Source organism: Streptomyces sp. NPDC053560, from assembly GCF_044544605.1.
Taxonomy (GTDB): Bacteria; Actinomycetota; Actinomycetes; order Streptomycetales; family Streptomycetaceae; genus Streptomyces.
The window spans coordinates 25667-49624 of record NZ_JBITXI010000012.1; the positions used below are offsets into that span (position 1 = coordinate 25667).

Below are 23958 nucleotides of genomic sequence, written 5' to 3' on the forward strand. Positions count from 1 at the left end.
GTATGGCTCCCGCGGTCAGTATTCGATCCGGTCGCGGTTCCCGAGCCTCATGATGATCAGGGAGAACACCACGCTGAGGACGAGGAGCACGACACCGATGGAGGTGGCATAGCCGAACTGGCCGTCGCGGAAACGCTCGTAGAGGAAGACCGGGGTCACCTTCAGGGCGTTCCCCGGCACCATGACGAGGACGATGGCGAACGAGTCGAGGGCCTGGATGCCCATGTAGATCCAGCTGGTCCGCACCGTGTCGTAGATCAGCGGGAGCGTGACGTGGAAGAAGGTCCGGGACCGGCCCGCGCCGTCCAGCAGCGCGGCTTCGTAGATGTCCTTGGGGATCGCGCCCATCGCCGCGGAGAACAGCACGACGTAGAAGCCGACGAAGCTCCAGGACAGCACGGTGAGCACCGCGACGAGGGCGAGGGTGTGGTTCCCGCCCAGCCAGGCGGGGCCGGTCACGCCCGCGCCCTTCAGCGCGCCGTTGAGCAGTCCGCTGTTGGTGCTGAAGACCCGCCCCCAGACGACGGCGATGATCGCGACGGAGAGGACCTGCGGGAAGAAGTAGACGACCTTGTAGAAGGCGGATCCCGCGACGCCCGCGACGGCCTGTCCCCTGCGGTGCCGGCCGCCCGCCGTGAGCATGTAGGCGAAGAACATGCCGAGGACGAGGGTGATGAGCGGGGCGATGACGAGCAGCGAGAGGCTGGTCGTCAGCGAGTCCCAGAACCGCTCGTCGTGCCACATCTTCTCGAAGTTGCCGAGCCCGATGAAGTTCGCCACCGGGCCGCCGGACCAGTCGGTGAACGAGTAGTAGATCGCCTGGATGAAGGGCGAGACGACGAATATCGCGTAGAAGACGAGTGGCAGGACCAGGAAGCCGGCGATGAAGCGGTACTTGTCGAGCGTGCGGTATCTCCGGTCGTTCCGCACGCTCTGGGGCGTGAACCGGGGCGGCAGGAAGACCGCCGCGAGAAAGGCGAGCCGCCCCGGTGCGGCGACGTCGTGCGTCCGGTGGTCACTCGTACTGGAGGGCGGAGACTTGTCCACCCGTGCATGTGCGATCACGCCGCCCCGCTTCAGATCCGTGGTACCCGTGCTCCGTACTGGTCCGTGCCGTGCTGTGTCGTGCCGTACTGCGCCGTGCCCGTGCCACGCGCCCGTCGCGGCGTCGTCAGGCCTTCTTGACCTTGCTGATGTCGGGGTCCTTGGCCACCCGGTCGGATGCCTTCTGCATGGTGTCCATCACGCCCTTCACCGACATGTCGCCCACCATGAACCTGGCCATGGCGCCGTCGAAGTCGTTCTCGAACAGCTCCTCGTACCACTCCTTGAAGTACGGGATGACGATGTTGTCGCCGGCCGCCGTGATGGCCTTCTGGGCGCTGTCGACGCCGGGCGGCAGGTCCATGCCGTCGATCGCGCCCTTGAGCGCGGGGATCGACGAGACCTCCTTGAAGAAGTTCTGCGCGGCCTTCTTGCTGTACATCATCCGGAGCCACTCCATGCCGCCCTGGACGTTCCTGGCCTTGGCCGGTACGAGGAAGGGCTCGCCCGGCGGGGCGTAGAGCGTGCCGAACGGCAGCTTGTCGCTCTTGTCGAGCGAGGGAGTAGCGCCGACGGTCATGCCGAAGCCCTTCGGCACGGTGTCCTTGGCCTCGCTCTCCACCCAGGAGCCGTCGGGGATGAAGACGCACTTGCCCTTGGTCCAGGCGGTCTGCATCTCGGTGTGCGCGTCCTGGCCGTCGAAGCCGCTGAGCACGTACTTCTTGGCGACCAGCTCCTCGAACGCCTCCAGGACGGACTTCACCGCGTCGTGCTTCCAGGCGTTCGGCTCCAGGTAGTCCATCGCCTCGATGACCTCGCGCCCGCCGGCCTGCGCGAACATCGCGTACATGCTGAAGAGCATGTAGCGGGCGTGGCCGCCCGGGTAGCTCCAGCCGTGGATGCCCTTCGCCTTGGCCTTGCGGCAGACGGCCAGCATCTCGTCCCAGGTCTTCGGGTACGCCATCTCCAGCTCGTCGTTGAGGAGCCGCTTGGAGTACCAGTTGCCGTACACGGTCATGGCGATGTTCAGCTGGTAGCAGCCGTCGGTGCCGAAGCTGCCCATCTTCTCCATGCCGGCGACAAGGGTGTCCCGGACCTTGACGTCCGGGTCGTCCCACGACGGGGCGTCGAGCAGCTCGGTGAGATCGGCCACCTGCTCGTTCTTGACGAGCTTGCCGATGTTCATGTCGTCGGCGCCGGAGTTGTTGATCACGTCTGCCGTCGGATTGCCTCTGATGATCTTCGGCTGCACCTGCGTCGCGATGCGCTCCGTGGCCTTCTGCACCGGCTTGGCCTTGGGGTACTTCTCCGCGTACATGTCGGTCACGTACTGCGCGTACTTGTCGCCGTAGCCGCCGTTGAAGATGTAGACCGCGAGGCCCGCGTCCGCCTTCACGCCGAGCGGGTTGTCCTTGCTCTTCTTACCCTTTTCGGCCCGGTTCTCATCACCGCCGGCGCTGGCGCACGAGCCGAGAGCGCCGACCGCGGGCACCGTGAGGATGCCTGCCGCCGCCGCCCTCTTCATCACGTCACGACGGTTGAGGCTGGTGGATCCCATGCTCAAGTCCTCGCTCTCTCCGGGACTCAGGCGGTGAACCGGACCCTCCCCGGCACCGCGGTGGTGTGAAGCTGGGGTCGTACGGTGCTGCTGTGGCGCTCAGCCTGTGGTGAGCGTGACGGCATGGGAGGACGTTCAAGTCCTTTTCGCAGCCCGGGCGTTCGCCCGGCCCCTCCCGCCACGAGCCGGCATCCGGCCGAACGGCGATGCTGACGCCGACAGGTATAGTCCTCTCCACACGAATCGGGCAAGATCGAAAGCAGGTTTGGGCGCCGGTCTTTTCCGAGTTGAGACCTCCGGCCCCACCGCGTCCCCGACACCCCCGCCCGCAGGGGCGGCTCGTCCGTCAGGGGCGGCCCGGCGCCCGGTACTGCCACCCGGCCCGCCGCCACGCGACCGGGTCGAGCGCATTGCGCCCGTCGACGATCCCGCGCCCCGCCACCACCGCGCCCAGCTCCGCCGGATCCAGCCGCACGAACTCCCGCCACTCGGTGAGCAGCAGCACCACCTGCGCCCCGCGGGCCGCCTCCGTCGCCGAGGTGGCGAAGCCCAGCTCCGGGTACGCCTTGCGCGCGTTGTCCAGCGCGACCGGGTCGTACACGGACACCAGGCCGCCCCGCCGCTGGATCTCCCTGGCCACGTGCAGTGCGGGCGAGTCGCGGATGTCGTCGGAGTCCGGCTTGAAGGCCGCCCCGAGGACGGCCACGGTACGGCCGTCGAACGCGCCGCCGACGAGGCCGCGGGCGAGCTCCACCACCCGGTCCCGGCGGCGGAGGTTGATCGCGTCGATCTCGCGGAGGAACGACAGCGCCTCTCCGGCGCCCAGTTCGCCGGCGCGGGCCATGAAGGCACGGATGTCCTTGGGCAGGCAGCCCCCGCCGAAGCCGAGCCCCGCGCTGAGGAAGCGCCCGCCGATGCGGTCGTCGTGGGCCAGCGCCTCGGCGAGCCGCACCACATCCGCACCGGCCGCCTCGCACACCTCGGCCATGGCGTTGATGTACGAGATCTTCGTGGCCAGGAAGGAGTTCGCGGCCACCTTGACCAGCTCGGCGGTGGCGAAGTCGGTGACCACTACGGGCACCTCGCCGAGCGGCGCGTAGCACGCGCGCAGCACCCGCTCGGCATACGGGGTGCGGACGCCGAGGACGATGCGGTCCGGGGTGAGGGTGTCCGCCACCGCGAAGCCCTCGCGCAGGAACTCGGGGTTCCACGCCAGGTCGGCCCGGTCACCGGCGGGCGCGAGCCCCTGCAGCCGGCCGGCGAGCCGCTCGGCCGTGCCGACGGGCACGGTCGACTTGCCGACGACCAGGCACGTCCGCGTCAGGTGCGGGGCCAGCGCGTCGACGGCCGCGTCGAGCTGCGACACGTCGGCCGCGTACCCGTCGGCGCGCTGCGGCGTGCCGAGGCACAGGAAGTGCACGTCACCGAAGTCGGCGGCCTCCCGGTAGGAGGTGGTGAACCGCAGCTTCCCGGCGGCCAGCCCCCGGCGCAGCAGCTCACCGAGCCCCTCCTCGTGAATGGGCAGCTCACCGTCGTTCAGCCGTCTTACCTTGTCCGCGTCGACGTCCAGGGCCAGGACGTCATGGCCCAGTTCTGCCATGCACGCGGCGTGGGTGATGCCGAGATAGCCACTGCCGATCACCGTGGTGCGGTACCGCATGGACGAGCCCCAATCATGTTCATGTGACGGTCGGGTCGAGGGAGGGGGAGCCGGCCGCCGGCACCGCCGGTTCCGGGGCGCGCGTGAGGCGGCGTACGGGGGTGACGACGATCAGCGCTGCCGCGCAGCAGAAGCCGATCACGGTGGCGACCATCAGCATCCGGTGGACGCCGACGACGGTGCTCGCGGGGCCCGCGATCATCTGCCCGAGCGGGACGGCCAGGATCGAGCCCGCGATCTCGTAGGCGGACACCCGGTTGAGCCGGTCCTCGGGGATCTGGGTCTGCATGGTGGTGGCCCACTGGACGCCCCAGAACGCCCAGCCGATGCCGCTGATCCCGTATCCGAGCATGAGCAGCGGCTGGGCCGGCACCAGGGAGGCCGCGAGCGGCATCAGCGGGAAGAGGAACATCGCGATCCCGCCGCCGAGGAGCGGCCGGGACGGGCGGACGCGGATCGCGATGACGCCGCCGAGGACGCAGCCGGCGCCGAACGCCCCCTCCGCGTAGCCGAAAGCGGCACTGCCGTGCGCGTCGGTGATGGACGCAGCGCCCAGCGGGGTGATGGGGCCCCAGACGAACATGCCCAGCATCCACCAGATGAGGATGACCGCCCACAGCCAGGACCGGGACCGGAACTCGTGCCAGCCGGTCAGCAGGTTCTCCAGGGTGGAGGCCGTCCGGTCCACCTCGAAGCGGGGCAGCCGCAGCGCCACCAGGCACAGGCCGCTGACCGCGAAGGTCCCCGCGGTGACGGCGAACGCCACGGCCGCCGAGGTGGTCGCGACGAGCGCCCCGGACAGCGCGGGCCCCGCCATGGTGGACATGCCCTGGGCCACCCGCAGCACGCCGTTGGCCTGCTGCGGGTCGGCCGCGACCTGGGGCACCAGGCTGGTGACGCCCGGCTGGAACATCGCGGTCGCGGTCCCGCCCAGCAGGGCCACGCCCACCACGAACCACAGCGGCGGGTGCCCGAGCAGGAAGTAGGCCGCGAGCGCGCCCATGAGCAGGAACCGGGCCGCGTCGGCCGCGATCATCTGCGGCCGGGGGTGGAAGCGGTCGGCGAAGACCCCGCCGAACACGACGAAGAGCGCGAACGCGCCCATCCAGGCGCCGAGCGCGAACCCGACCGCGCTCACCCCGTACCCGAGCGCGAGCATCGCGACCGACAGCGCGACCGGGAGCATCGCGTCGCCCAGCATCGAGGCGATGCGGGCGATGAAGTAGAGACTGAAGTTCCGGGTCCACAGACGGGACGGCGCTGCGCCGGACAGAACCATGCGGCTTCCTTCGATCGTTCCGTTACGGGGGCGTCGGACCGCTCAGAGGTCCACCCGCACCCCGTAGGTCCGCAGCCAGCTGTCCAGCTGCAGCGCCGTCTCCAGCACCGCCCGGCTCACCCCGTCCGTCAGGGCCGCGGCCCCGTCCCGGGCCACCGCCGCCGCGAGATCGGGGGAGAGCAGCGGGCCGACCGGGCTGTCGGGGGACCGGACGACGGCCACCAGCCGGTCCCGGAGCACCCGGTCGTAGCCGGTGTCCCGGAGGTTGGGGTAGGGGGTCTTGACCCGCATGGCGACCGGCTCGGGCAGCAGGTCCTTCATCGCCGCGCGCAGCAGGCTCTTCTCCCGCCCGTCGAAGCCCTTCATGGCCCGGGGGATGTTGAAGGTGTACTCGACCAGGCGGTGGTCGGCGAACGGGACCCTGATGTCCAGCCCGGACGCCATGCCGAGGCGGTCCAGCCGGTCGAAGAGGACCCGGGAGTGGCGGGTGTGCGCCAGGTACGTGACCTCCCGGTAGCGGGCCTCGTCCGCGTCGTCGAGCCGGTCCGCCGCGATCTCCGCGACGGCGTCCCGGTGGCAGTCGTGCTCGTACCCGGCCAGGTCGAGCTTGGTGAGCAGGCCGGCGTCGAAGACGGCGGCGTTGCCCCGGAAACGCGGCCTGCCCTCCGCGACCCACGGGAAGGTGGGGGCGGCGATCCATTCGGGCAGCCGGTTCCAGTTGTACCCGCCGAAGACGTCGTCGCCGCACTCCCCCGAGAAGGCGACGGCGGCGTGCTCCCGCGCGGCGCGGAACAGCAGGTGCAGCGAGGCGTACTGGTCGCCCTTGTTCAGGGGCACGTCGTAGGCGGCGAGGACCGAGGCGCGCAGCTCCGGGTCGAGCAGGTCCAGGTCCTTCAGGGAGATCTCGCCGTGGTCGGTGCCGACGTGCTCGGCCAGCTGACGGGCGTAGAGGTGGTCGTCGTTGCCCTGTTCACCGGCGGGCCGGCCGGGGTCGTGGTCGTTGACCGCGAGGGAGCGGACGGGGCCGAGCCCCTGCTCCCCGGCCACCTTGGCCTCCAGGGCGGTGAGGGTGCTGGAGTCCAGGCCGCCGGAGAGCAGGGCGCAGGGCGGCGTGTCGCCCGCCATCTGCTCGGTGACGACGGTTTCGAGGAGGCCGCGGACGGCGTCGACGGTCGCGTCGAGGCTGTCGTGGTGGTCGGCTGTCCGCAGTCCCCAGTACCGCCGTTCGACCGTGCCGGCCCGGGTCACCCGCACCGTGTGGCCGGGGCGGACCTCCTGCATGCCGCGGAAGATCGCGTGGCCCGGCACCCGGGCGACGGAGAGGATGTCGCGCAGGCCGTCGGCGTCGACGGCGGGGGTGAAGTCCGGGTGGGCGAGGATCGCCTTCGGCTCGGAGCCGAAGAGCACGCCGGCGGCCGTGATCGCGTAGAACAGCGGCTTCACCCCCATCCGGTCCCGGACCAGCAGCAGTTCCTCGCGGCGTACGTCCCAGAGCGCGAAGGCGTAGGTGCCCTCGATGCGCGTGACGCAGTCGGCGCCCCATTCGAGGTAGGCGTGCGCGACGGCCTCGGCGTCGGTCCCGGTCCTGAGGTCGTGGCCGAGCGAGCGGAGTCTGCCGCGCAGCTCGCGCGCGTTGAAGACCTCCCCGTTGAGGGTGAGCGCCGCGCGCGGCCCCGAGCCGTCCGGCACGACGAGCGGCAGCGCGCCGCCCTCGGGTACGGCCGCGGACCGCCGCCGGTGGCCGAGCGCTGCGTGCCCCGACAGCCACAGGCCCTCGCCGGCCGGGCCGCGGCGGGCCAGCGTGGCCGTCATGGCCTGCACGGTGTCCCGGTCGGGGGCCACGTTGCGGGAGAAGTCGACCAGGCCGGCGATACCGGACATGCGGTACTCCTTGAGAAGTCGGTGAGCGTGGGGTGGGTGTGCGGCGCGCGGCCGCGTACGCGGAGTTCTCGCGCGTACGCGGCCGGCAGCGGGCGGGCGGCTACGGGACGTCGTAGTCGCCGTGGATGTCGCAGGCGTACCACTGGGCCATGGCGCGCATGCCCTCGAAGACCGACGCGGCGGGGCGCCACCCGAGTTCGGCCGTGATCAGGTCCGTCGACATGGTCCACCGCTCGGCTCCGGGCTCCCGGCTCTCCTCCCGGGGCGTGCGGCGCGAGACGTCGGAGACCAGGTCGGCCAGTTCCTCCTCGGTGTACGCCGCGGAGGCCACGTTGAGGACCGGCCGGTCGGCCGGGGCGGCGACGACGGCGCCGATCGCGTCGGCCATGTCCCGGTAGTCCAGGATCTGGTGCGTCCGCCGCTCGTTCAGGGTGAGCGAGTGGCGGGTCCACGCCAGGTGGACCCACTCCATGGGGGCGCTGCCGGCGGGCGCGTGCGGTCCGACCGGCGCGGCGAGGCGCAGCACCTGGACCGGGGTCCCGGTCCGCTCGCCCCACTGGCGGCAGCGCTCCTCCTCCTGCCACCAGCCCAGGGCGACGGGGTCGGCCGGCGGCCCGGCGAGCGCCGTCTCCGGCACGGGCCCTTCGGGGCTGCCGCGGTAGACGGCCGCCGAGCCGGCGAGGACGAACCGCGCCACCCCCGCCTTGCCCGCCGCCGTCAGCACGGCGTCGGTCAGGCCGGCGTCGGCCGGGGCGCCCAGGTGGACCACGCACGGGATACCGTCCAGGTCCCCCGCCTCCGGCACGCCCGGCACGTACTCCGCGCGGTGTCCCAGGTCGCCCAGCAGCCGCGCCAGTTGGCCGCCGAAGCGGGCGTCGCCACCGGTGACGGCGAGGCGGGCGGCGCCGGGCCCCGGGGCCACCGGGCGCGGCTCCGCACGGCGCCCCTCCGCCAGTGCCGCCAGGGCCAGGTCCCGGGCCTCGGGGGCCATGGCGAGCAGCTCGGCGGCGGTGTACTCCTCGCACAGGCCGCCCGGCACCAGCGTCTCCAGCACCGCGCCCGCCACCGCCGGGTCGGGCTCCGGCGCCCCGGCGGTGACCACGCCGAGCGCGAAGCCCGTCGCCCACACGGCCCGGGTCACCCGCTCGGGCAGCGCGCCCGGTCCGGCCGCCGCGTAGGCCGTGCGGCACTGGTCGAGCAGCCCCTCGCGCCGCAGGTACCGCTCCGTCTCCAGGTACTCCCACTCCGTGCCGCGCCGCACCGCGCACCGGGCGTCGCCGTACTGGTAGAAGGGGACGACCGGGAAGCGCGGGCAGTCGTACGTCGCCGGCTCCTCGGCCCGGTCGGCGAAGAGCGTCGCCTGGCGGAAGCCGTGGTAGCTGTTGCCGGCGATGCTGGGCACCTCGTCGTGCTGCACCGTGCTGGGCGTGGTGAACCGCACGGGCATGCCGAGGGAGTTGAGGTACTGCTGCATCACGACGTCGTAGGGCCAGCCCTCGCCGTGCTCCTCCTGGAAGCGCACGTACCCGCGGGCGACGTCTGCGGGCAGCATCAGTGCCTGGCAGGGCACGTGCTCCTGGAGGGTGTACGCCCACGGGGAGCCGGTCAGCGCCGCGAGGCGGGCCACGGCGCCGTTGCGCGCCTCCCATCCGGCGTAGAAGGAGACGGCCTCGTCCGGGACCCGCGACGCGATGCGCTCGGCCTGCTCGTAGAACCCGTCGGCCAGCAGGACGTCGTCCTGGAGCACCAGGTGGTGGGTGGCGTCCGGCGCGACGCAGCCCCAGGAGACGAGCGCGGTGCGCAGCGCCGTCGGCCGCCCTTCCGGTTCGGGGTCGGTGGTGACCCGTATCCGGCCCTCCGGGTCGGCCTCGGCGAGGAGCCGGGCCTCCTTCAGGCGCTTGGGGTGCGCCATCACGGCACCGCTCAGCGTCACCGGTCGACGGGGGGAATCCATGGCATTACCTCACTGGCGTGGTCGGGGCGGTCGGCGGACGGTCAGCCGGCGGTGGTGGTGGCGTCGGTGTTGCGCACCTTGCGCACGTTCTCCTGCAGGCCGTGGTCCGCGCCCCGCTCGCGTTCGAGCCGGATCATCCCGGCGGGGCGGTAGTTGAGGATGTAGGCGCGGCGCACCCGGTCCGTGGTGTTGCCGCGGGAGTAGTGCAGGGTGTGGCCGTCGTGCGCGACCCCTTCGCCCGCCGACACGGGGACCGCGGTGGCACCGGGCTCGTCCTCGGCGCAGTCGGTCTCGATGTTCTTGCCGTCGCTGGTCGGGCGGTGCGGGCGCAGCGGCTGCCGGTGCGAGCCCTTGACGTACCACATGCAGCCGCTGTCGAGGACGGCCTCGTCGAGCGCCACCCACACGGTGACCGCGCGGGTGTCGGGGAGGTCGATCCAGTAGGCGGCGTCCTGGTGCCAGGGCGTCGGGACTCCGGTGTGCGGGTCCTTGTGGATCAGCATGTCGAAGTCCAGCTCGGCGTCGTCGCCGATGAGTTCGCGGGCCACCGCCAGCGCCCGGCTGTGCAGCGGGAGGTCCAGCAGCGGCTTGTAGAGCGCGGAGGGCCACATGATCTGGGTGATGTTCTCCCGCACGCCGTCCCGGCGCGGAACGTGGGAGCCGAGGTCGGAGCGCTTGTCCCCGCTCTCTATCTCGCCGCTCAGAAAGCGGTCGTAGATGTTCCGGTACATCTCGACCTCGTCCGCGGAGAGCAGCGGCCCCGTCGCGGCGAAACCGTCCTGCTGGAACACCTGCGCCACTTCGAGATGAGCGCTCACTGTCATGCCGAACCCTTCCCCATGAGCGGTCGCACGGCATGCCGCATTCAGCCCGGACAGGGCGGAAACACCGGCAGAGAAAGGCGACCACGCCGAATCTGAGATGATCTCGCTAATACTTGAACGCGAACCGGGAAACGGGCGGAACGATTGATGCCCGATGCGGTCGGGGCACGAATACGGAGTCAGTTGCTCCACGTACTCGGCAGCAGGAAAATCATGGTGATCCCTGAACACCCACGATGCGATCGCCCCCCGTTCGACCTTCGTTCTTCGCAGCGCCGAGCAATCTAAGGGGCGATCGTCCCGCCGGTCAAGCATTTCCTTGAGCGCTTCCGTTTTCCGTCGGAACACCGCTCTGACCAGGGGGAATTCGAAGAGCCAAGTCTCCGCGTCAGTTATTAAGAGTCCTTGCGTAATGGGCAACGGCCCGCGCTCCGGGAGGAATTCCGGGCTTTCCCGTGGCAGCGGGCGAATCCCGATCTATGATCTGCGACGGCCCGCACGCCCTGTCGTTGCGATCATGGCCGGTCCGCCATCGGAGGAGACGACAATGAGCGTTCAGGAGACGGTCCCGGAACACGGGCTGACGGTGCGCGCCCGGCATCGCCGGAACCCCTACGACTACCTCTTCGACGGCGACGGGCTCGACGCGCTCCTGCTGGACCTCGGGCGGAAGCGCGCGGCGAGCATCCACCGCCACCACACCGCCGATCCGTCCGCCGCACCCCTCGGCACCTACCCCCGCGCGGCCATGGGCTTCGTCCTCCTGGACCCCACGGCCGGCCCCTGGACACCCAACGAGGCCGCGGTGCTCGGCGTGATCACCATCGGCGAGGACGCCCACCGCTTCCTGCCCAACGCGGCCGCCAAGGCCGCCGGCCACCGGCGGCTCGGACGCAACTACGGCGAGGCGGTCCTCGTCGACACCCACCTGTGCGGCAGCGCCGGCTTCCGCTACGGGCACTCCGCCGAGGTGCGCGGGCAGATCGTCGGGGCCAGCTCGCAGTCCCCGGACCAGGACCTGTTCGAAGCCGGGCAGCTGGCCAGGGACTTCGTCGAGGCCGTCACCGCGGCGCACCGCGCGTGGGAGGAGCGGGTCGGGCCGGGCGACTGGCTCGCCGCGGACGACGCGCCGCACCAGGAGTACATCGACATGGTGAGCTTCTTCTCCCCGGTGTCCGCGCCCGCCTGAGCGGCTGTTTCCCGGCCGTCGCCCTTGACACTCCTTGCTGCTTGCCGCCCTACTGGTCCTTTGCGAGCACGCTGACAACGTTGTCCAACTCGTAGGGAGGCACCACGCGGATGGGGCACAGACCTCGACACAGACGCCGGCCGGCGGCCGTGGCGATGACCGGAGCGCTCTCCTTCGCCCTCGTCGTGGCGGGCCAGGGCGCGGCCGTCGCGAAGCCGGACGCGGCAGCCCGTACCGACCGGGCGTTCAGCTCCTCCTTCGAGGAACGCGACGCCGCGCCGGACTGGCTGAACACCGTGGAGACCGGCCCGGACGGCAAGAAGAAGGCCGCCGGCGTCAACGGCGGGTACAGCTCCGGCATCCCGGGCAATGTGACGGACCATGTCACCGACGTCCGGGCCAGCGCGGAGAACACCGGCGGCGGCGAGGTGAAGGAGAACCTCGCCGACGGCGACCCGGGCAGTAAATGGCTCACCTTCGAGCCCACCGGCTGGGTGGAGTTCGACCTCGACAAGAGCGTCAAGGCCGTCACCTACGCTCTGACTTCGGCCAATGACCACGCCGAGCGCGACCCCGCGGACTGGATCCTCAAGGGGTCGACGGACGGCAAGGACTGGAAGGTCCTCGACAGCCGGGCGGACCAGTCGTTCCCGGAGCGCCATCAGACCAGGACGTACGACATCGGCGACGCGGGCGACTACGCGCACTACCGCCTCGAAGTGACCGCGAACAACGGCGCCGACGACGCGCTGCAACTCGCCGAGGTCCAGCTGTCGGTGGGCGGCGACGACACCCCCGCCCCCGGTGACATGCTCTCCCTCGTCGACCGGGGCCCGAGCGGCTCGCCGACCGCCAAGGCCCGGGCCGGCTTCACCGGCACCCGCGCCCTGCGCTACGCCGGGACGCACACGGCCGACGGCCACGGCTACTCGTACAACAAGGTCTTCGACGTGAACGTCGACGTCCGGCGCGACACCGAACTCTCCTACCGCGTCTTCCCGTCCATGGCCGACGGCGACCGCGACTACGCCGCCACGAACGTGGCCGTGGACCTGGCCTTCACGGACGGCAGCTACCTCAGCGACCTGCACGCCGTCGACCAGCACGGCTTCGCCCTCACCCCACAGGGCCAGGGCGCCGCCAAGGGCCTGTACGTGAACCAGTGGAACCATGTCGCCTCGCGGATCGGGCAGGTCGCGAACGGCAGGACGATCGACCGGATCCTGATCGCGTACGACTCCCCGAAGGGCCCGGCGGCCTTCCGCGGCTGGCTGGACGACGTCAGCGTGCGGGAGAAGCGGCCCGAGAAGCCGCTCGCCCATGTCGCCGACTACGCCTCGACCGTCCGCGGCACGAACTCCAGCGGCAGCTTCTCGCGCGGCAACACCTTCCCCGCGACCGCCGTGCCCAACGGCTTCAACTTCTGGACCCCGGTGACCAACGCCGGCTCCCAGGACTGGCTCTACGAATACGCACGCAAGAACAACTCCGACAACCTCCCCACGCTCCAGGCCTTCGGCGCCAGCCACGAACCCAGCCCCTGGATGGGCGACCGGCAGACCTTCCAGGTGATGCCGTCCACCGCGGCCGGCACCCCCGACGCCTCCCGCACCGCCCGCGCGCTCCCCTTCCACCACTCCCGCGAGACGGCCAAGCCCCACTACTACGGCGTCACCTTCGACAACGGACTGAAGACCGAGATCGCTCCCGCCGACCACGCCGCGATGATGAAGTTCACCTTCCCGGGTGACGACGCGAGCCTGATCTTCGACAACGTCAACAACAAGGGCGGGCTCACGCTCGACACCGACAAGGGCGTGGTCAGCGGCTTCTCCGACGTCAAGAGCGGCCTCTCCACCGGCGCCACCCGGATGTTCGTGTACGCGGTCTTCGACGCCCCGGTCACCGGCGGCGGCAAGCTCTCCGGGGGCGGCGGCCCCGACGTCACCGGCTACCTGCGGTTCAAGCCCGGCGCGGACCGCACCGTCACCATGCGCATCGCCACCTCCCTCATCAGCGTCGACCAGGCGAAGGCGAATCTCGGTCAGGAGATCGCGGAGGACGCCTCGTTCACATCCGTAAGGGACCGGGCCCGCTCGCAGTGGGACGGCATCCTCGGCCGCATCGAGGTCGAGGGCGCGAGCCGGGACCAGCTCACCACGCTCTACTCCAACCTCTACCGGCTCTACCTCTACCCCAACTCCGGCTCCGAGAAGGTGGACGGCAAGGTCCGCTACGCCAGCCCCTTCTCCCCGCAGACCGGCCCCGACACCCCGACGCACACCGGGTCGAAGATCGTCGACGGCCAGGTGCACGTCAACAACGGCTTCTGGGACACCTACCGGACCACCTGGCCCGCGTACTCCTTCCTCACCCCGAAGCGGGCCGGCGAACTGGCCGACGGCTTCGTGCAGCAGTACAAGGACGGCGGCTGGATCTCCCGCTGGTCCTCCCCCGGCTACGCCGACCTGATGACCGGCACCAGCTCCGACGTGGCCTTCGCCGACGCCTACGGCAAGGGCGTGGACTTCGACGCGAAGGCGGCGTACGAGGCGGCGCTGAAGAACGCCACGGTCGCGCCGCCCAGCCCCGGCGTCGGCCGCAAGGGCATGGAGACCTCCCCCTTCCTCGGCTACACCTCGACGAAGACCAAGGAGGGCCTCTCCTGGGCACTGGAGGGCTACCTGAACGACTCCGGCATCGCCCGCATGGGCCAGGCGCTCTACAAGAAGACCCACGAGAAGCGGTACAAGGAGGAGTCGGCGTACTTCCTCAACCGCGCCCGGGACTACGTGAAGCTCTTCGACGACAAGGTCGGCTTCTTCCAGGGCAAGGACGAGAAGGGCGACTGGCGGCTGTCGCCCGACAAGTACGACCCGCGCGTCTGGGGCAACGACTACACCGAGACCAACGGCTGGTCCTTCGCCTTCACGGCCCCGCAGGACCTGAAGGGGCTCGCCAACCTCTACGGCGGCCGCGCGGGCCTGGCGAAGAAGCTCGACACGTACTTCTCGACGCCCGAGACCGGCAGCAAGGAGTTCGCCGGCAGCTACGGCGGCGTGATCCACGAGATGACCGAGGCCCGCGACACCCGGATGGGCATGTACGGCCACAGCAACCAGCCGTCGCACCACATCGCGTACGCCTACGACGCGGCGGGGCAGCCGTGGAAGACCCAGGAGAAGGTCCGCGAGGTCCTCTCCCGGCTCTACCTGGGCAGCGAGATCGGCCAGGGATACCCGGGTGACGAGGACAACGGCGAGATGTCGGCCTGGTACGTCTTCAGCGCCCTCGGCTTCTACCCGCTGGTGATGGGGTCGCCCGAATACGCCATCGGCTCCCCCCTCTTCACCAAGGCCACGGTCCACCTGGAGAACGGCCGCGACCTGGTCATCAAGGCCCCGAAGAACAGCGCGCGCAACATCTACGTGCAGGGCGTGAAGGTCAACGGGAAGACGTGGAACTCCACGGCGCTCCCCCACTCGGTCCTGGCCCGCGGCGGCACGCTCGACTTCGCCATGGGCCCGGAGCCGTCCCGCTGGGGCACCGGCAAGAACGCCGGCCCCACGTCGCTCACCAAGGACGACAAGGTGCCGGCCCCGGCCGGTGACGTGACCTCACCGGGCGGCTCGGCGCTCTTCGACAACACCTCGGACACCGAGGCGTCCTTCGAGACGGCCGCCGCCGATCTCACGAAGTCCGCGCGCGTCACCTCGTACACGCTGACCTCGTCGGCGAAGGCCGAGGCGCCGAGCGGATGGACGCTCCAGGGCTCGCGCGACGGCAAGCGGTGGACCACCGTCGACCGCCGTTCCGCCGAGTCCTTCACGTGGGACAAGCAGACCCGCGTCTTCTCGGTGGACCACCCGGGCACGTACCGGCACTACCGCCTGGTCCCGTCCGGCCGGGCCGGCCTCGCGGAGGTGGAGCTGATCTCCTGACCCGCTCCGCCACGGCATCGGGGCCGTACCCCTTCCTCCAGGAGGTATGGCCCCGAGCGCTTCCGACATCGCGTCAGAGGAGGATCCTCAGCAGGTCGGAGAGCAGGCCACCGCCCCAGTGACCCCAACGGCCCCAGTCGTCATCGTCGTGGTGGCCCTTCTTGCAGTCGCACTTGTCCTTCCAGGACATGGCGGCCGGGGCCTTCGGGGCGGCCTGGGCAACGCCCGCGACCGGGACGATGGTCACTGCCGCGAGCACGGCCGCCGCCACGGAGCGGCCGATGGTCTTGCGCATGTGTTTCTCCTACAAGCAGGGAATAACGACGAGCGAAGATCTACCGCGGTACGACTGCACCCCATCCTTCCCGCCCCGTACACCACTCCCCCGGCCGAACGGGCCCCCCGTCCGGCCCCATTCCGTTGCGCCTTCCGGGACGTTCGCGCCTGGGGCGGGCAGCACACGTGCGAAGGGCCGCACCCCGGGAACGGGGTGCGGCCCTTCAGGCTGCTACGGGCAGCCGGTGCGCGCGTGCGGCGCTGCGCTTACTTGCGGATGAGCGAGCGCAGCACGTACTGCATGATGCCGCCGTTGCGGTAGTAGTCGGCCTCGCCGGGGGTGTCGATGCGGACCTTGGCATCGAACTCGACATCTGCCCCGGAGGGAGAAGCAGCCTTCACCTTCACGGTCTCCGGGATGCCACCGTCGTTCAGGGCGGTGATGCCGGTGATGGAGAAGGTCTCCTCGCCGGTCAGGCCCAGGGACTGCGCGGAGGCGCCCTCGGGGAACTGCAGGGGCAGGACGCCCATGCCGATCAGGTTCGAGCGGTGGATGCGCTCGTAGGACTCGGCGATGACGGCCTTGACGCCGAGCAGCGCGGTGCCCTTGGCGGCCCAGTCGCGGGAGGAGCCGGAGCCGTACTCCTTGCCGGCCAGGATGACCAGCGGGATGCCGGCGGCCTGGTAGTTCTGCGACGCGTCGTAGATGAAGGAGACCGGGCCGTCCTCCTGCGTGAAGTCACGCGTGAAGCCGCCCTCGGTGCCGGGCGCGATCTGGTTGCGCAGGCGGATGTTGGCGAAGGTGCCGCGGATCATGACCTCGTGGTTGCCACGGCGGGAGCCGTAGGAGTTGAAGTCGCGACGCTCGACGCCGTGCTCGGTGAGGTACTTGCCGGCCGGGGTGTCGGCCTTGATCGCACCGGCCGGGGAGATGTGGTCGGTGGTGACCGAGTCGCCCAGCTTGGCCAGTACGCGGGCACCGGCGATGTCCTCGACCGGGCTGGTCTCCATCGTCATGCCCTCGAAGTACGGGGGCTTACGGACGTAGGTGGACTCGGCGTCCCACTCGAAGGTGTTGCCGGTCGGGATCGACAGGGCCTGCCACTGGGCGTCGCCCGCGAAGACGTCGGAGTAGGACTTGTTGAACATGTCCTCGCCGATGGCGTTCGCCACGACGTCGTTGACCTCGGCCTCGCTGGGCCAGATGTCCTTGAGGTAGACCGGGTTGCCGTCCTGGTCGGCGCCCAGGGCCTCCTCGGTGATGTTCACCTTCATGGAGCCGGCGATGGCGTACGCGACGACCAGCGGCGGGGACGCCAGGTAGTTCATCTTGACGTCGGGGTTGATCCGGCCCTCGAAGTTGCGGTTGCCGGAGAGCACCGAGGTGACGGCGAGGTCGGCCTCGTTGACCGCCTTGGAGATCTCCTCGTCCAGCGGGCCGGAGTTGCCGATGCAGGTGGTGCAGCCGTAGCCGACCAGGTTGAAGCCCAGCTTGTCCAGGTACGGGGTCAGGCCGGCCTTGTCGAAGTAGTCGGTGACGACCTTCGAGCCGGGGGCCAGGGTGGTCTTGACCCACGGCTTGCGGGTCAGGCCCTTCTCGACCGCCTTCTTGGCCACGAGCGCCGCGGCGACCATGACGTAGGGGTTCGAGGTGTTGGTGCAGGAGGTGATCGCGGCGACGGTCACGGCGCCGTGGTCGATCTCGTAGGTCGAGCCGTCGGCGGCGATGACCTGGGTCGGCTTGCTGGGCACGCCGTTGTGGGCGGCCGGCGCGTCGGAGGCCGGGAAGGACTCCTTGCCCGCCTCCTCGTCGTCCGCGACGTAGTTGCGCACGTCGACGGCGAACTGCTCGGCGGCGTTGGCCAGGACGATGCGGTCCTGCGGGCGCTTCGGGCCGGCGATCGACGGGACGACCGTCGAGAGGTCCAGCTCCAGCTTCTCGGAGAAGTCGGGCTCGGCGGCCGGGTCGAGCCAGAGGCCCTGCTCCTTGGCGTACGCCTCGACCAGCGCGACCTGCTGCTCGGAGCGGCCGGTGAGCTTGAGGTAGTTCAGGGTCTCGTCGTCGATCGGGAAGATCGCGGCGGTGGAGCCGAACTCCGGCGACATGTTGCCGATGGTGGCGCGGTTCGCGAGCGAGGTGGCGGCGACGCCCTCACCGTAGAACTCGACGAACTTGCCGACGACGCCGTGCTTGCGCAGCATCTCGGTGATCGTGAGGACCAGGTCGGTGGCGGTGGTGCCGGGCTGCAGCTCGCCGGTCAGCTTGAAGCCGACCACGCGCGGGATCAGCATGGAGACCGGCTGGCCGAGCATCGCGGCCTCGGCCTCGATGCCGCCGACGCCCCAGCCCAGGACGCCCAGGCCGTTGACCATCGTGGTGTGCGAGTCGGTGCCGACCAGGGTGTCGGGGTAGGCCTGACCGTTGCGGATCATGACCGTACGGGCCAGGTGCTCGATGTTCACCTGGTGGACGATGCCGGTGCCGGGCGGGACGACCTTGAACTCGTCGAAGGCGGTCTGGCCCCAGCGCAGGAACTGGTAGCGCTCCTTGTTGCGGCCGTACTCCAGCTCGACGTTCTGCGCGAACGCGTCGTTGGTGCCGAACTTGTCGGCGATGACGGAGTGGTCGATGACCAGCTCGGCCGGGGCCAGCGGGTTGATCTTGTCGGCGTCGCCGCCGAGCTCCTTCACGGCCTCACGCATGGTGGCGAGGTCCACGACACAGGGCACACCGGTGAAGTCCTGCATGATCACGCGAGCCGGCGTGAACTGGATCTCCTGGCTGGGCTGCGCCTGGGAGTCCCAGCTGCCCAGCGCCCGGATGTGGTCGGCGGTGATGTTCGCGCCGTCCTCGGTACGGAGCAGGTTCTCCAGCAGGACCTTCAGGCTGTACGGCAGGCGGGCGGCGCCCTCCACCTTGTCCAGCCGGAAGATCTCGTACGACTCGTCGCCCACCTGCAGGGTGCTGCGGGCGTCGAAGCTGTTCGCCGACACGACAGTCTCCTTCATGCATGAATTCGCGCGTACCACCACGATCCTGCCGTCGCCGGCCCCAGCACATCAGCTAAGGTAAGGCTTAGTTAGGTGAGCCTTACTAGCGCGGCAGCGGTACGCCTCTCGGCAGATATCTCGATGTCGAGATAACTCTAGTACATCGCCGCCGTGCGGTCATGCTCTGCCCGCCCGATGTCCACTTCACCCCGACCCACCCGATATGACCAGATATGCCACCGTCACACCGGCCCTGCCGGGAGGGCGGAGAGCTGCGGTGCCGAGAGGTGCAGGACCTCGTAGCGCTCGGCGCTGTCGCCGCTGCCGTCATCGGCCCCGGGGGCCGCGTCCGTTCGGAAGACGAAGCGGAGCAGCGTCCAGTGGTGGGGATCGACGGCGAGGGCCGCGGTGTGGACGGCGGGGTGCCGGGCCAGCTCCCGGAGGGCTTCGGTCTCCGCTGCCAGGAGGCGGCCGAGGGCCAGGCCGTCGGGGTCCGGGCCGAGGTCGGCCGGGACCGGGGTGAGACGGCGGGAGGCGGTGCGCGGAGGCGTGCCGCGCGCCGGGCCGGCCATGACGGCGGCGCCCGTCCAGTGCCGTACGGCGGGGCGACCGAAGTCGCGCACGATGTTCTGGAAGCCGCCCCCGCCGAGGAGGAAGTGACCCATCGCGCCCGTGTCCTGCCAGAGGTAGAACGGCGCGTACTGGTTGACCGGTGAGCCGTGCACACCGCGCTCGCGGACCAGATACGCCTTCAGGGCCAGCCCGGCACGGTCGTCGAGCAGATGCCCACTGGCCGCCACCCGCTCGCGAATGACGCCCATGTCGTAGTCGGCGGGCAGGGTGATCTCGTACTGCGCGGCGTACATCAGCGGTTCCCGGCGGCCGCGTGGCCTTCGATCAGGCCGAGCACGCCGGTGACGGCCTGGTCGAAGGCGGCCGGTGTACCGGCGGCGCGGGCGAGGACGTAGCCGCCCTGCACCACCGCGACCACGCTCGCGGCCGTCGCCTCCGGATTCAGTCCGGCGTCCAGCTCACCCCGCACGCGGCCTTCGGCCAGCACCTCCGTGAGGCGGCCGCGCAGCCAGTCGAAGGTCTCGTCGACCGGCGCGCGCAGCGCCGGGTCGGCCATCACGTCAGGGTCCTGGGTGAGCCGCCCGACCGGACAGCCCCTGAGGGCGTCGCGCTCGCGGCGCAGGTACGCGCCGACCCGGTCCAGCGCCGTACCGGGCCCGTCGAGCAGCCGCGCCACCTCGGCCCGCATCTCCTCGGCGGTCCGGCGGATGGCGGCCAGCGCGAGGTCCGGCTTGCCGCTGAAGTGGTGGTACATGCTGCCCTGGCCCGCGTTGGCGCGCTGGAGGATCGCCTTGGGGCTGGTGCCGACGTAGCCGCGCTCCCACAGCAGTTCGCGGGTGCTCTCGATGAGGCGTTCGACGGCGCTGCTCGCGGTGGCGCTCGCGCGGCCGTCCGGCGCACCCTCCGGCCTGGTCATTGAGGTCATGTGGCCAGCATACATACCAGTAGGTACAGAGGTGGTGGGCGCAAGAGAGAGCAGGCACAGAGGTGGCGAGGGTACGTGGGAGCGTCGGCCCGACGGGGCTCAGCCGGTGCCCAGGGGCCTGCTCAGGTTCGTGCGGACCAGGGTGACGATCTCGTCGTCCGAGAGACCGAGGGCGCGGGCCTGGGTGATCAGGCCAGCGGCGGCGTCGGTGAGGCGGGCGCGAGCCGGGGAGGCGGCTCCGGTCACCACCGCGCCGCGGCCGCGGCGCAGTTCGATCAGGCCCTCCTCCTTCAGGCGCTGGTAGCCGCGGAGGACGGTGTGGACGTTGACGCCGAGGGAGACGGCGAGGGTACGGGCGGCGGGCAGCCGCTCCCCCGCATGCACCGAGCCGTCGGCTATCGCGCCCCGTACGGATGCGGCGATCTGGTCGCCCAGGGGCACGGCGGAGGCCGGGTCGATACGGACGAGCATCAGGCGGTGCCCTCCGGGTCGCCCGCACCCTTCGCGGGCCCCTCCGGGCCGCGGGCACGGCCGTTCCCGTCGGCGCCCGAGCGGTCGATGAGGGTGTTGAGCAGGGCCGCGGCGGTCGCCGCGTCGCCGACCGTCACCACGAACTCCTTCCCGCTCACCAGCCGCAGCGACAGCGCCTCGCCGGAGCGGAGGACGAACCCGCTGCCGCCGGGCCGCATCCGGTAGCCCCAGCCGCCGAACTCGCGCAGCGCGGAGATCTCCCGGCTGTCGGCCTCCCGGATGCGGGCCGGCGGGATGCGCATGCGGGGGTACGGGAGGAGCGGCGGGGTGACGGTGAGGCCGTGCCGGTCGGCGGTCACCCGCAGCCCCGCGAGCGCGAGCACCAGCAGCCCGCCGACGAACAGGCCCGGCGTCGCGGACCAGCCGGCGGCCGGACCCGTGATCAGGCCCGCGAGGAGGAGCGCGGCCCCCAGGCCGTACAGGAGCGGCGAGGTGACCGTCCGGGACCAGCCGGCGACCTCGGAGGCGGCGAGGGCGAGGCGGGGCGCGTCGCCGCCGACGCCGTCGTCGGGCAGCGGCGTGTCCTTGCCGGCCAGCAGCCGGCCGAGCACGGCGGCCACCGCTCCCGCCCCAAGGGCCGCGGCGAGCTGCCACATCGGGAGGCCCGCCGCCGGGCTGCCGCCGGCGGCCGCGGCGTTGGCGTACAGCGTGGCCACGAAGGCGTACCCGAGCAGGCCGGCGAGGCCGTAACCGAGCGTGATGAAGGCGCGGGCCCCGCCGAGCCCGGAGCGCGGCGGCGTCACCCGGACGGTCGCACGGCGCGGGTCCGCGCTCCGTACGCCGTCCGCACGGTCCCCGTCCACCCTGTTCCGCACGGCACTCGTACGCCGGCCGGCGGCCGGCGCGAGGACAAGAATCCCGAAAAGAACCCCGCATACGAGGAGCGTGCCGAGCGCGACGGAGAGGAAGCCGCCGGCCGAGGAGAAGCCGTCGGCGCGCCCGTCGGCACGGAAGTGTGTGGCCAGCGTCTCGGGCAGCCGTTCGGCGAGGCGCGCGTACGCCGTTGCGACGATTGCGGCGGCCACCGGAAAGGGTGCCGCCGCGACGATCGCCCGGCGCAGGCCCGGCCGCCCGCGCGCACCCGCCCCGCCACCTCGCTGTCCTGCGGTAATGCCCCAGCCTCCGGCCATTTCCGGCTCCCCCTCCGGTCCGTCCGCAGCCGTCGCGACGCTCCTGCCACTACCGCCGTACGGCCTATTGTTCGCATAGTAGTAGAACAACAGGCGATTGAACATCCATCTCATATCTGAGATACCGTTTTCCTCATGGCAGACGACTACCTCGTACGCATCGGCAAGCTCATCCGTGATGCCCGCCAACACCGGGGCTGGACGCAGACGCAGCTGGCGGAGGCGCTCGGCACCAGCCAGAGCGCGGTGAACCGCATCGAGCGCGGCAACCAGAACATCAGCCTTGAGATGATCGCCCGAATCGGCGAAGCGCTCGACAGTGAAATCGTCTCCCTGGGGTACGCAGGACCCATGCATCTCCGCGTCGTCGGCGGCAGGCGGCTGTCCGGCAGCATCGACGTCAAGACGAGCAAGAACGCCTGCGTGGCCTTGCTCTGCGCGACGCTGCTGAACGCCGGCCGCACCACGCTCCGTCGTGTCGCCCGCATCGAGGAGGTCTACCGCATCCTCGAAGTCCTCGGCTCCATCGGTGTCCGCACCCGCTGGATCAACGACGGCAACGACCTGGAGATCGTGCCGCCGGCCGAGCTGGACCTGGACGCCATGGACACCGAGGCCGCGCGGCGCACCCGCAGCGTCATCATGTTCCTGGGTCCGCTGCTGCACCGCATGGAGCACTTCAAGATCCCGTACGCGGGCGGCTGCGACCTCGGCACCCGTACGGTCACCCCGCACATGACCGCCCTGCGCCACTTCGGCCTGGAGGTCACCGCCACCGAGGGCACGTACCACGCGCACGTCGACCGGTCCGTGGCCCCGAAGCGCGCGATCGTACTGACCGAGCGCGGCGACACCGTCACCGAGAACGCGCTGCTCGCCGCCGCCCGGCACGACGGCGTCACGGTCATCCGCAACGCCTCCTCCAACTACATGGTCCAGGACCTCTGCTTCTTCCTGGAGCAGCTGGGCGTACGGGTCGAGGGCATCGGCACCACCACCCTCACCGTGCACGGCGTCGCGCACATCGAACGCGACGTGGACTACGCGCCGTCGGAGGACCCGGTCGAGGCGATGAGCCTGCTGGCCGCCGCGGTCGTCACCGAGTCCGAGCTGACGATCCGCCGCGTCCCCGTCGAGTTCCTGGAGATCGAGCTCGCGGTCCTGGAGGAGATGGGCCTGGACCACGAGCGCAGCGCGGAGTACACCGCCGACAACGGCCGCACCCGCCTGATCGATCTGACGGTCCGTCCGTCCAAGCTCAGCGCCCCGATCGACAAGATCCACCCGATGCCGTTCCCGGGCCTGAACATCGACAACGTGCCGTTCTTCGCGGCGATCGCGGCCAGCGCCCAGGGCCAGACCCTGATCCACGACTGGGTCTACGACAACCGCGCGATCTACCTGACGGACCTCAACCGCCTCGGCGCGCAGGTCAAGCTCCTCGACCCGCACCGCGTCCTGGTCGACGGCCCGACCCGCTGGCGCTCGGCGGAGATGATGTGCCCGCCGGCCCTCCGCCCCGCCGTCGTCGTCCTCCTGGCCATGATGGCCGCCGAGGGCACCTCCGTCCTCCGCAACGTCTACGTCATCAACCGCGGCTACGAAGACCTCGCCGAACGCCTCAACTCCCTGGGCGCCCAGATCGAGATCTTCCGGGACATCTGAGTGGCGGCTGCGGTACAGGCGTCCCGGCCCACGGCACCCGTGCGCGTCCCGCGCGCGCCCGGGTGCCGGTGGCCGTCCCGCGCGCGGGGGACGGACTCGCGGGATGAAGAGTTCTTCATCTCCGGCTCATCGTGACGGTGCGGTACGCCCCGCAGGCTCGTCGCCATGGCCTTCTCGCAACGCATGGCGGCGCTCGCCGCGGTCGTGGCGATACCGCTCGGTATCGCGGCGACCAGCTACGCCCTCACCGACAGTCCGGAATCCCCCAAGGTTCCCCCGAAGGTCGAGCTGGACAGCGGTTCCCCGTCGGCCGGGCCGACGCGGCCGGGGCCCGCGCCCAGCGACGAGGTGGTCCCGCGGCCTCCGGTGAGCGACGACAGTTCCGGGAACGCCTCCGACGAGCCGTCCGGCGACGCCTCCGATGACGGCGCCGACGACTCCTCCGACGACGGTGACGACCACGGTGCCGGAGACCGTGACGACGGATGAACCGGCGCCGCGCAGGCGCATATCCGCCCGGGTCCGCATCCTGCTCTG

17 protein-coding genes are annotated in these 23958 nt (G+C 70.9%); 4 read left to right on the forward strand and 13 right to left on the reverse strand.

All coding sequences use genetic code 11. The annotated features are described in order from the left end of the window. Positions 1–15: 15 nt before the first annotated feature. The 7 genes from ACIGQF_RS27235 to ACIGQF_RS27265 form a co-directional block, all read right to left on the reverse strand. Complete coding sequence (locus tag ACIGQF_RS27235) at positions 16–957, reverse strand: carbohydrate ABC transporter permease (RefSeq protein ID WP_399715742.1); 942 nt, start codon at positions 955–957, stop codon at positions 16–18. Between the two features lie 214 nt (positions 958–1171). Further along, the gene (ngcE, locus tag ACIGQF_RS27240) at positions 1172–2602 is read right to left on the reverse strand and encodes an N-acetylglucosamine/diacetylchitobiose ABC transporter substrate-binding protein (protein WP_399715196.1); all 1431 of its coding nucleotides are present in this window, start codon (positions 2600–2602) and stop codon (positions 1172–1174) included. Positions 2603–2948: 346 nt separating this feature from the next. Beyond that, a complete protein-coding gene (locus ACIGQF_RS27245; RefSeq protein WP_399715198.1) occupies positions 2949–4262 on the reverse strand; it encodes a UDP-glucose dehydrogenase family protein in 1314 nt (437 codons plus the stop codon). Positions 4263–4281: 19 nt separating this feature from the next. Continuing rightward, complete coding sequence (locus tag ACIGQF_RS27250) at positions 4282–5541, reverse strand: MFS transporter (RefSeq protein WP_399715202.1); 1260 nt, start codon at positions 5539–5541, stop codon at positions 4282–4284. 42 nt (positions 5542–5583) lie between these two features. Continuing rightward, positions 5584–7422: an asparagine synthase (glutamine-hydrolyzing) gene (gene asnB, locus ACIGQF_RS27255; protein ID WP_399715205.1), complete on the reverse strand. Its 1839-nt coding sequence runs from the start codon at positions 7420–7422 to the stop codon at positions 5584–5586. Positions 7423–7522: 100 nt separating this feature from the next. Continuing rightward, on the reverse strand, positions 7523–9376 hold the full coding sequence (locus ACIGQF_RS27260; RefSeq protein WP_399715208.1) for an NAD-dependent epimerase/dehydratase family protein: 1854 nt from the start codon (positions 9374–9376) through the stop codon (positions 7523–7525). A 41-nt stretch (positions 9377–9417) separates the two neighbouring features. Further along, complete coding sequence (locus tag ACIGQF_RS27265; RefSeq protein ID WP_399715211.1) at positions 9418–10200, reverse strand: phytanoyl-CoA dioxygenase family protein; 783 nt, start codon at positions 10198–10200, stop codon at positions 9418–9420. Positions 10201–10747: 547 nt separating this feature from the next. Here ACIGQF_RS27265 and ACIGQF_RS27270 point away from each other — a divergent pair. Together ACIGQF_RS27270 and ACIGQF_RS27275 are read left to right on the forward strand one after the other, a co-directional pair. After that, the gene (locus ACIGQF_RS27270; RefSeq protein ID WP_399715214.1) at positions 10748–11389 is read left to right on the forward strand and encodes a hypothetical protein; all 642 of its coding nucleotides are present in this window, start codon (positions 10748–10750) and stop codon (positions 11387–11389) included. Between the two features lie 110 nt (positions 11390–11499). Next, complete coding sequence (locus tag ACIGQF_RS27275) at positions 11500–15330, forward strand: GH92 family glycosyl hydrolase (RefSeq protein ID WP_399715218.1); 3831 nt, start codon at positions 11500–11502, stop codon at positions 15328–15330. A gap of 73 nt (positions 15331–15403) precedes the next feature. Here the strand turns inward: ACIGQF_RS27275 and ACIGQF_RS27280 are convergent, their stop codons facing one another. From ACIGQF_RS27280 to ACIGQF_RS27305, 6 genes are all read right to left on the reverse strand, one after another. After that, a complete protein-coding gene (locus tag ACIGQF_RS27280) occupies positions 15404–15625 on the reverse strand; it encodes a hypothetical protein (protein ID WP_399715221.1) in 222 nt (73 codons plus the stop codon). 248 nt (positions 15626–15873) lie between these two features. Continuing rightward, a complete protein-coding gene (gene acnA, locus ACIGQF_RS27285; RefSeq protein WP_399715223.1) occupies positions 15874–18600 on the reverse strand; it encodes an aconitate hydratase AcnA in 2727 nt (908 codons plus the stop codon). A 239-nt stretch (positions 18601–18839) separates the two neighbouring features. Continuing rightward, positions 18840–19463, reverse strand: a complete 624-nt coding sequence (locus ACIGQF_RS27290; RefSeq protein WP_399715226.1) for a DUF4865 family protein — start codon at positions 19461–19463, stop codon at positions 18840–18842. Next, the gene (locus tag ACIGQF_RS27295; RefSeq protein ID WP_399715745.1) at positions 19463–20086 is read right to left on the reverse strand and encodes a TetR/AcrR family transcriptional regulator; all 624 of its coding nucleotides are present in this window, start codon (positions 20084–20086) and stop codon (positions 19463–19465) included. The genes ACIGQF_RS27290 and ACIGQF_RS27295 overlap by 1 nt, the downstream gene beginning before the upstream one ends. A 108-nt stretch (positions 20087–20194) precedes the next feature. Then, a complete protein-coding gene (locus ACIGQF_RS27300; protein ID WP_399715229.1) occupies positions 20195–20566 on the reverse strand; it encodes a GntR family transcriptional regulator in 372 nt (123 codons plus the stop codon). Further along, positions 20566–21651, reverse strand: a complete 1086-nt coding sequence (locus ACIGQF_RS27305) for a DUF1648 domain-containing protein (RefSeq protein WP_399715232.1) — start codon at positions 21649–21651, stop codon at positions 20566–20568. Before ACIGQF_RS27305 ends, ACIGQF_RS27300 begins: the two co-directional genes overlap by 1 nt. 240 nt (positions 21652–21891) lie before the next feature. Here ACIGQF_RS27305 and ACIGQF_RS27310 point away from each other — a divergent pair, with 240 nt between their 5' ends. Both ACIGQF_RS27310 and ACIGQF_RS27315 read left to right on the forward strand, forming a co-directional pair. Beyond that, complete coding sequence (locus tag ACIGQF_RS27310; RefSeq protein WP_361567544.1) at positions 21892–23421, forward strand: UDP-N-acetylglucosamine 1-carboxyvinyltransferase; 1530 nt, start codon at positions 21892–21894, stop codon at positions 23419–23421. 165 nt (positions 23422–23586) lie between these two features. Beyond that, positions 23587–23910: a small secreted hydrophilic protein gene (locus ACIGQF_RS27315; protein ID WP_399715236.1), complete on the forward strand. Its 324-nt coding sequence runs from the start codon at positions 23587–23589 to the stop codon at positions 23908–23910. Positions 23911–23958: the final 48 nt, after the last annotated feature.

Bases quoted from the DNA above. Each gene is read 5' to 3' on its own strand.
- ngcE (WP_399715196.1), bottom strand. From the start codon at position 2,602: ATGGGATCCACCAGCCTCAACCGTCGTGACGTGATGAAGAGGGCGGCG.
- ACIGQF_RS27245 (WP_399715198.1), bottom strand. From the start codon at position 4,262: ATGCGGTACCGCACCACGGTGATCGGCAGTGGCTATCTCGGCATCACC.
- ACIGQF_RS27250 (WP_399715202.1), bottom strand. From the start codon at position 5,541: ATGGTTCTGTCCGGCGCAGCGCCGTCCCGTCTGTGGACCCGGAACTTC.
- asnB (WP_399715205.1), bottom strand. From the start codon at position 7,422: ATGTCCGGTATCGCCGGCCTGGTCGACTTCTCCCGCAACGTGGCCCCC.
- ACIGQF_RS27260 (WP_399715208.1), bottom strand. From the start codon at position 9,376: ATGGATTCCCCCCGTCGACCGGTGACGCTGAGCGGTGCCGTGATGGCG.
- ACIGQF_RS27265 (WP_399715211.1), bottom strand. From the start codon at position 10,200: ATGACAGTGAGCGCTCATCTCGAAGTGGCGCAGGTGTTCCAGCAGGAC.
- ACIGQF_RS27270 (WP_399715214.1), top strand. From the start codon at position 10,748: ATGAGCGTTCAGGAGACGGTCCCGGAACACGGGCTGACGGTGCGCGCC.
- ACIGQF_RS27275 (WP_399715218.1), top strand. From the start codon at position 11,500: ATGGGGCACAGACCTCGACACAGACGCCGGCCGGCGGCCGTGGCGATG.
- ACIGQF_RS27280 (WP_399715221.1), bottom strand. From the start codon at position 15,625: ATGCGCAAGACCATCGGCCGCTCCGTGGCGGCGGCCGTGCTCGCGGCA.
- ACIGQF_RS27290 (WP_399715226.1), bottom strand. From the start codon at position 19,463: ATGTACGCCGCGCAGTACGAGATCACCCTGCCCGCCGACTACGACATG.
- ACIGQF_RS27295 (WP_399715745.1), bottom strand. From the start codon at position 20,086: ATGACCAGGCCGGAGGGTGCGCCGGACGGCCGCGCGAGCGCCACCGCG.
- ACIGQF_RS27300 (WP_399715229.1), bottom strand. From the start codon at position 20,566: ATGCTCGTCCGTATCGACCCGGCCTCCGCCGTGCCCCTGGGCGACCAG.
- ACIGQF_RS27310 (WP_361567544.1), top strand. From the start codon at position 21,892: ATGGCAGACGACTACCTCGTACGCATCGGCAAGCTCATCCGTGATGCC.
- ACIGQF_RS27315 (WP_399715236.1), top strand. From the start codon at position 23,587: ATGGCCTTCTCGCAACGCATGGCGGCGCTCGCCGCGGTCGTGGCGATA.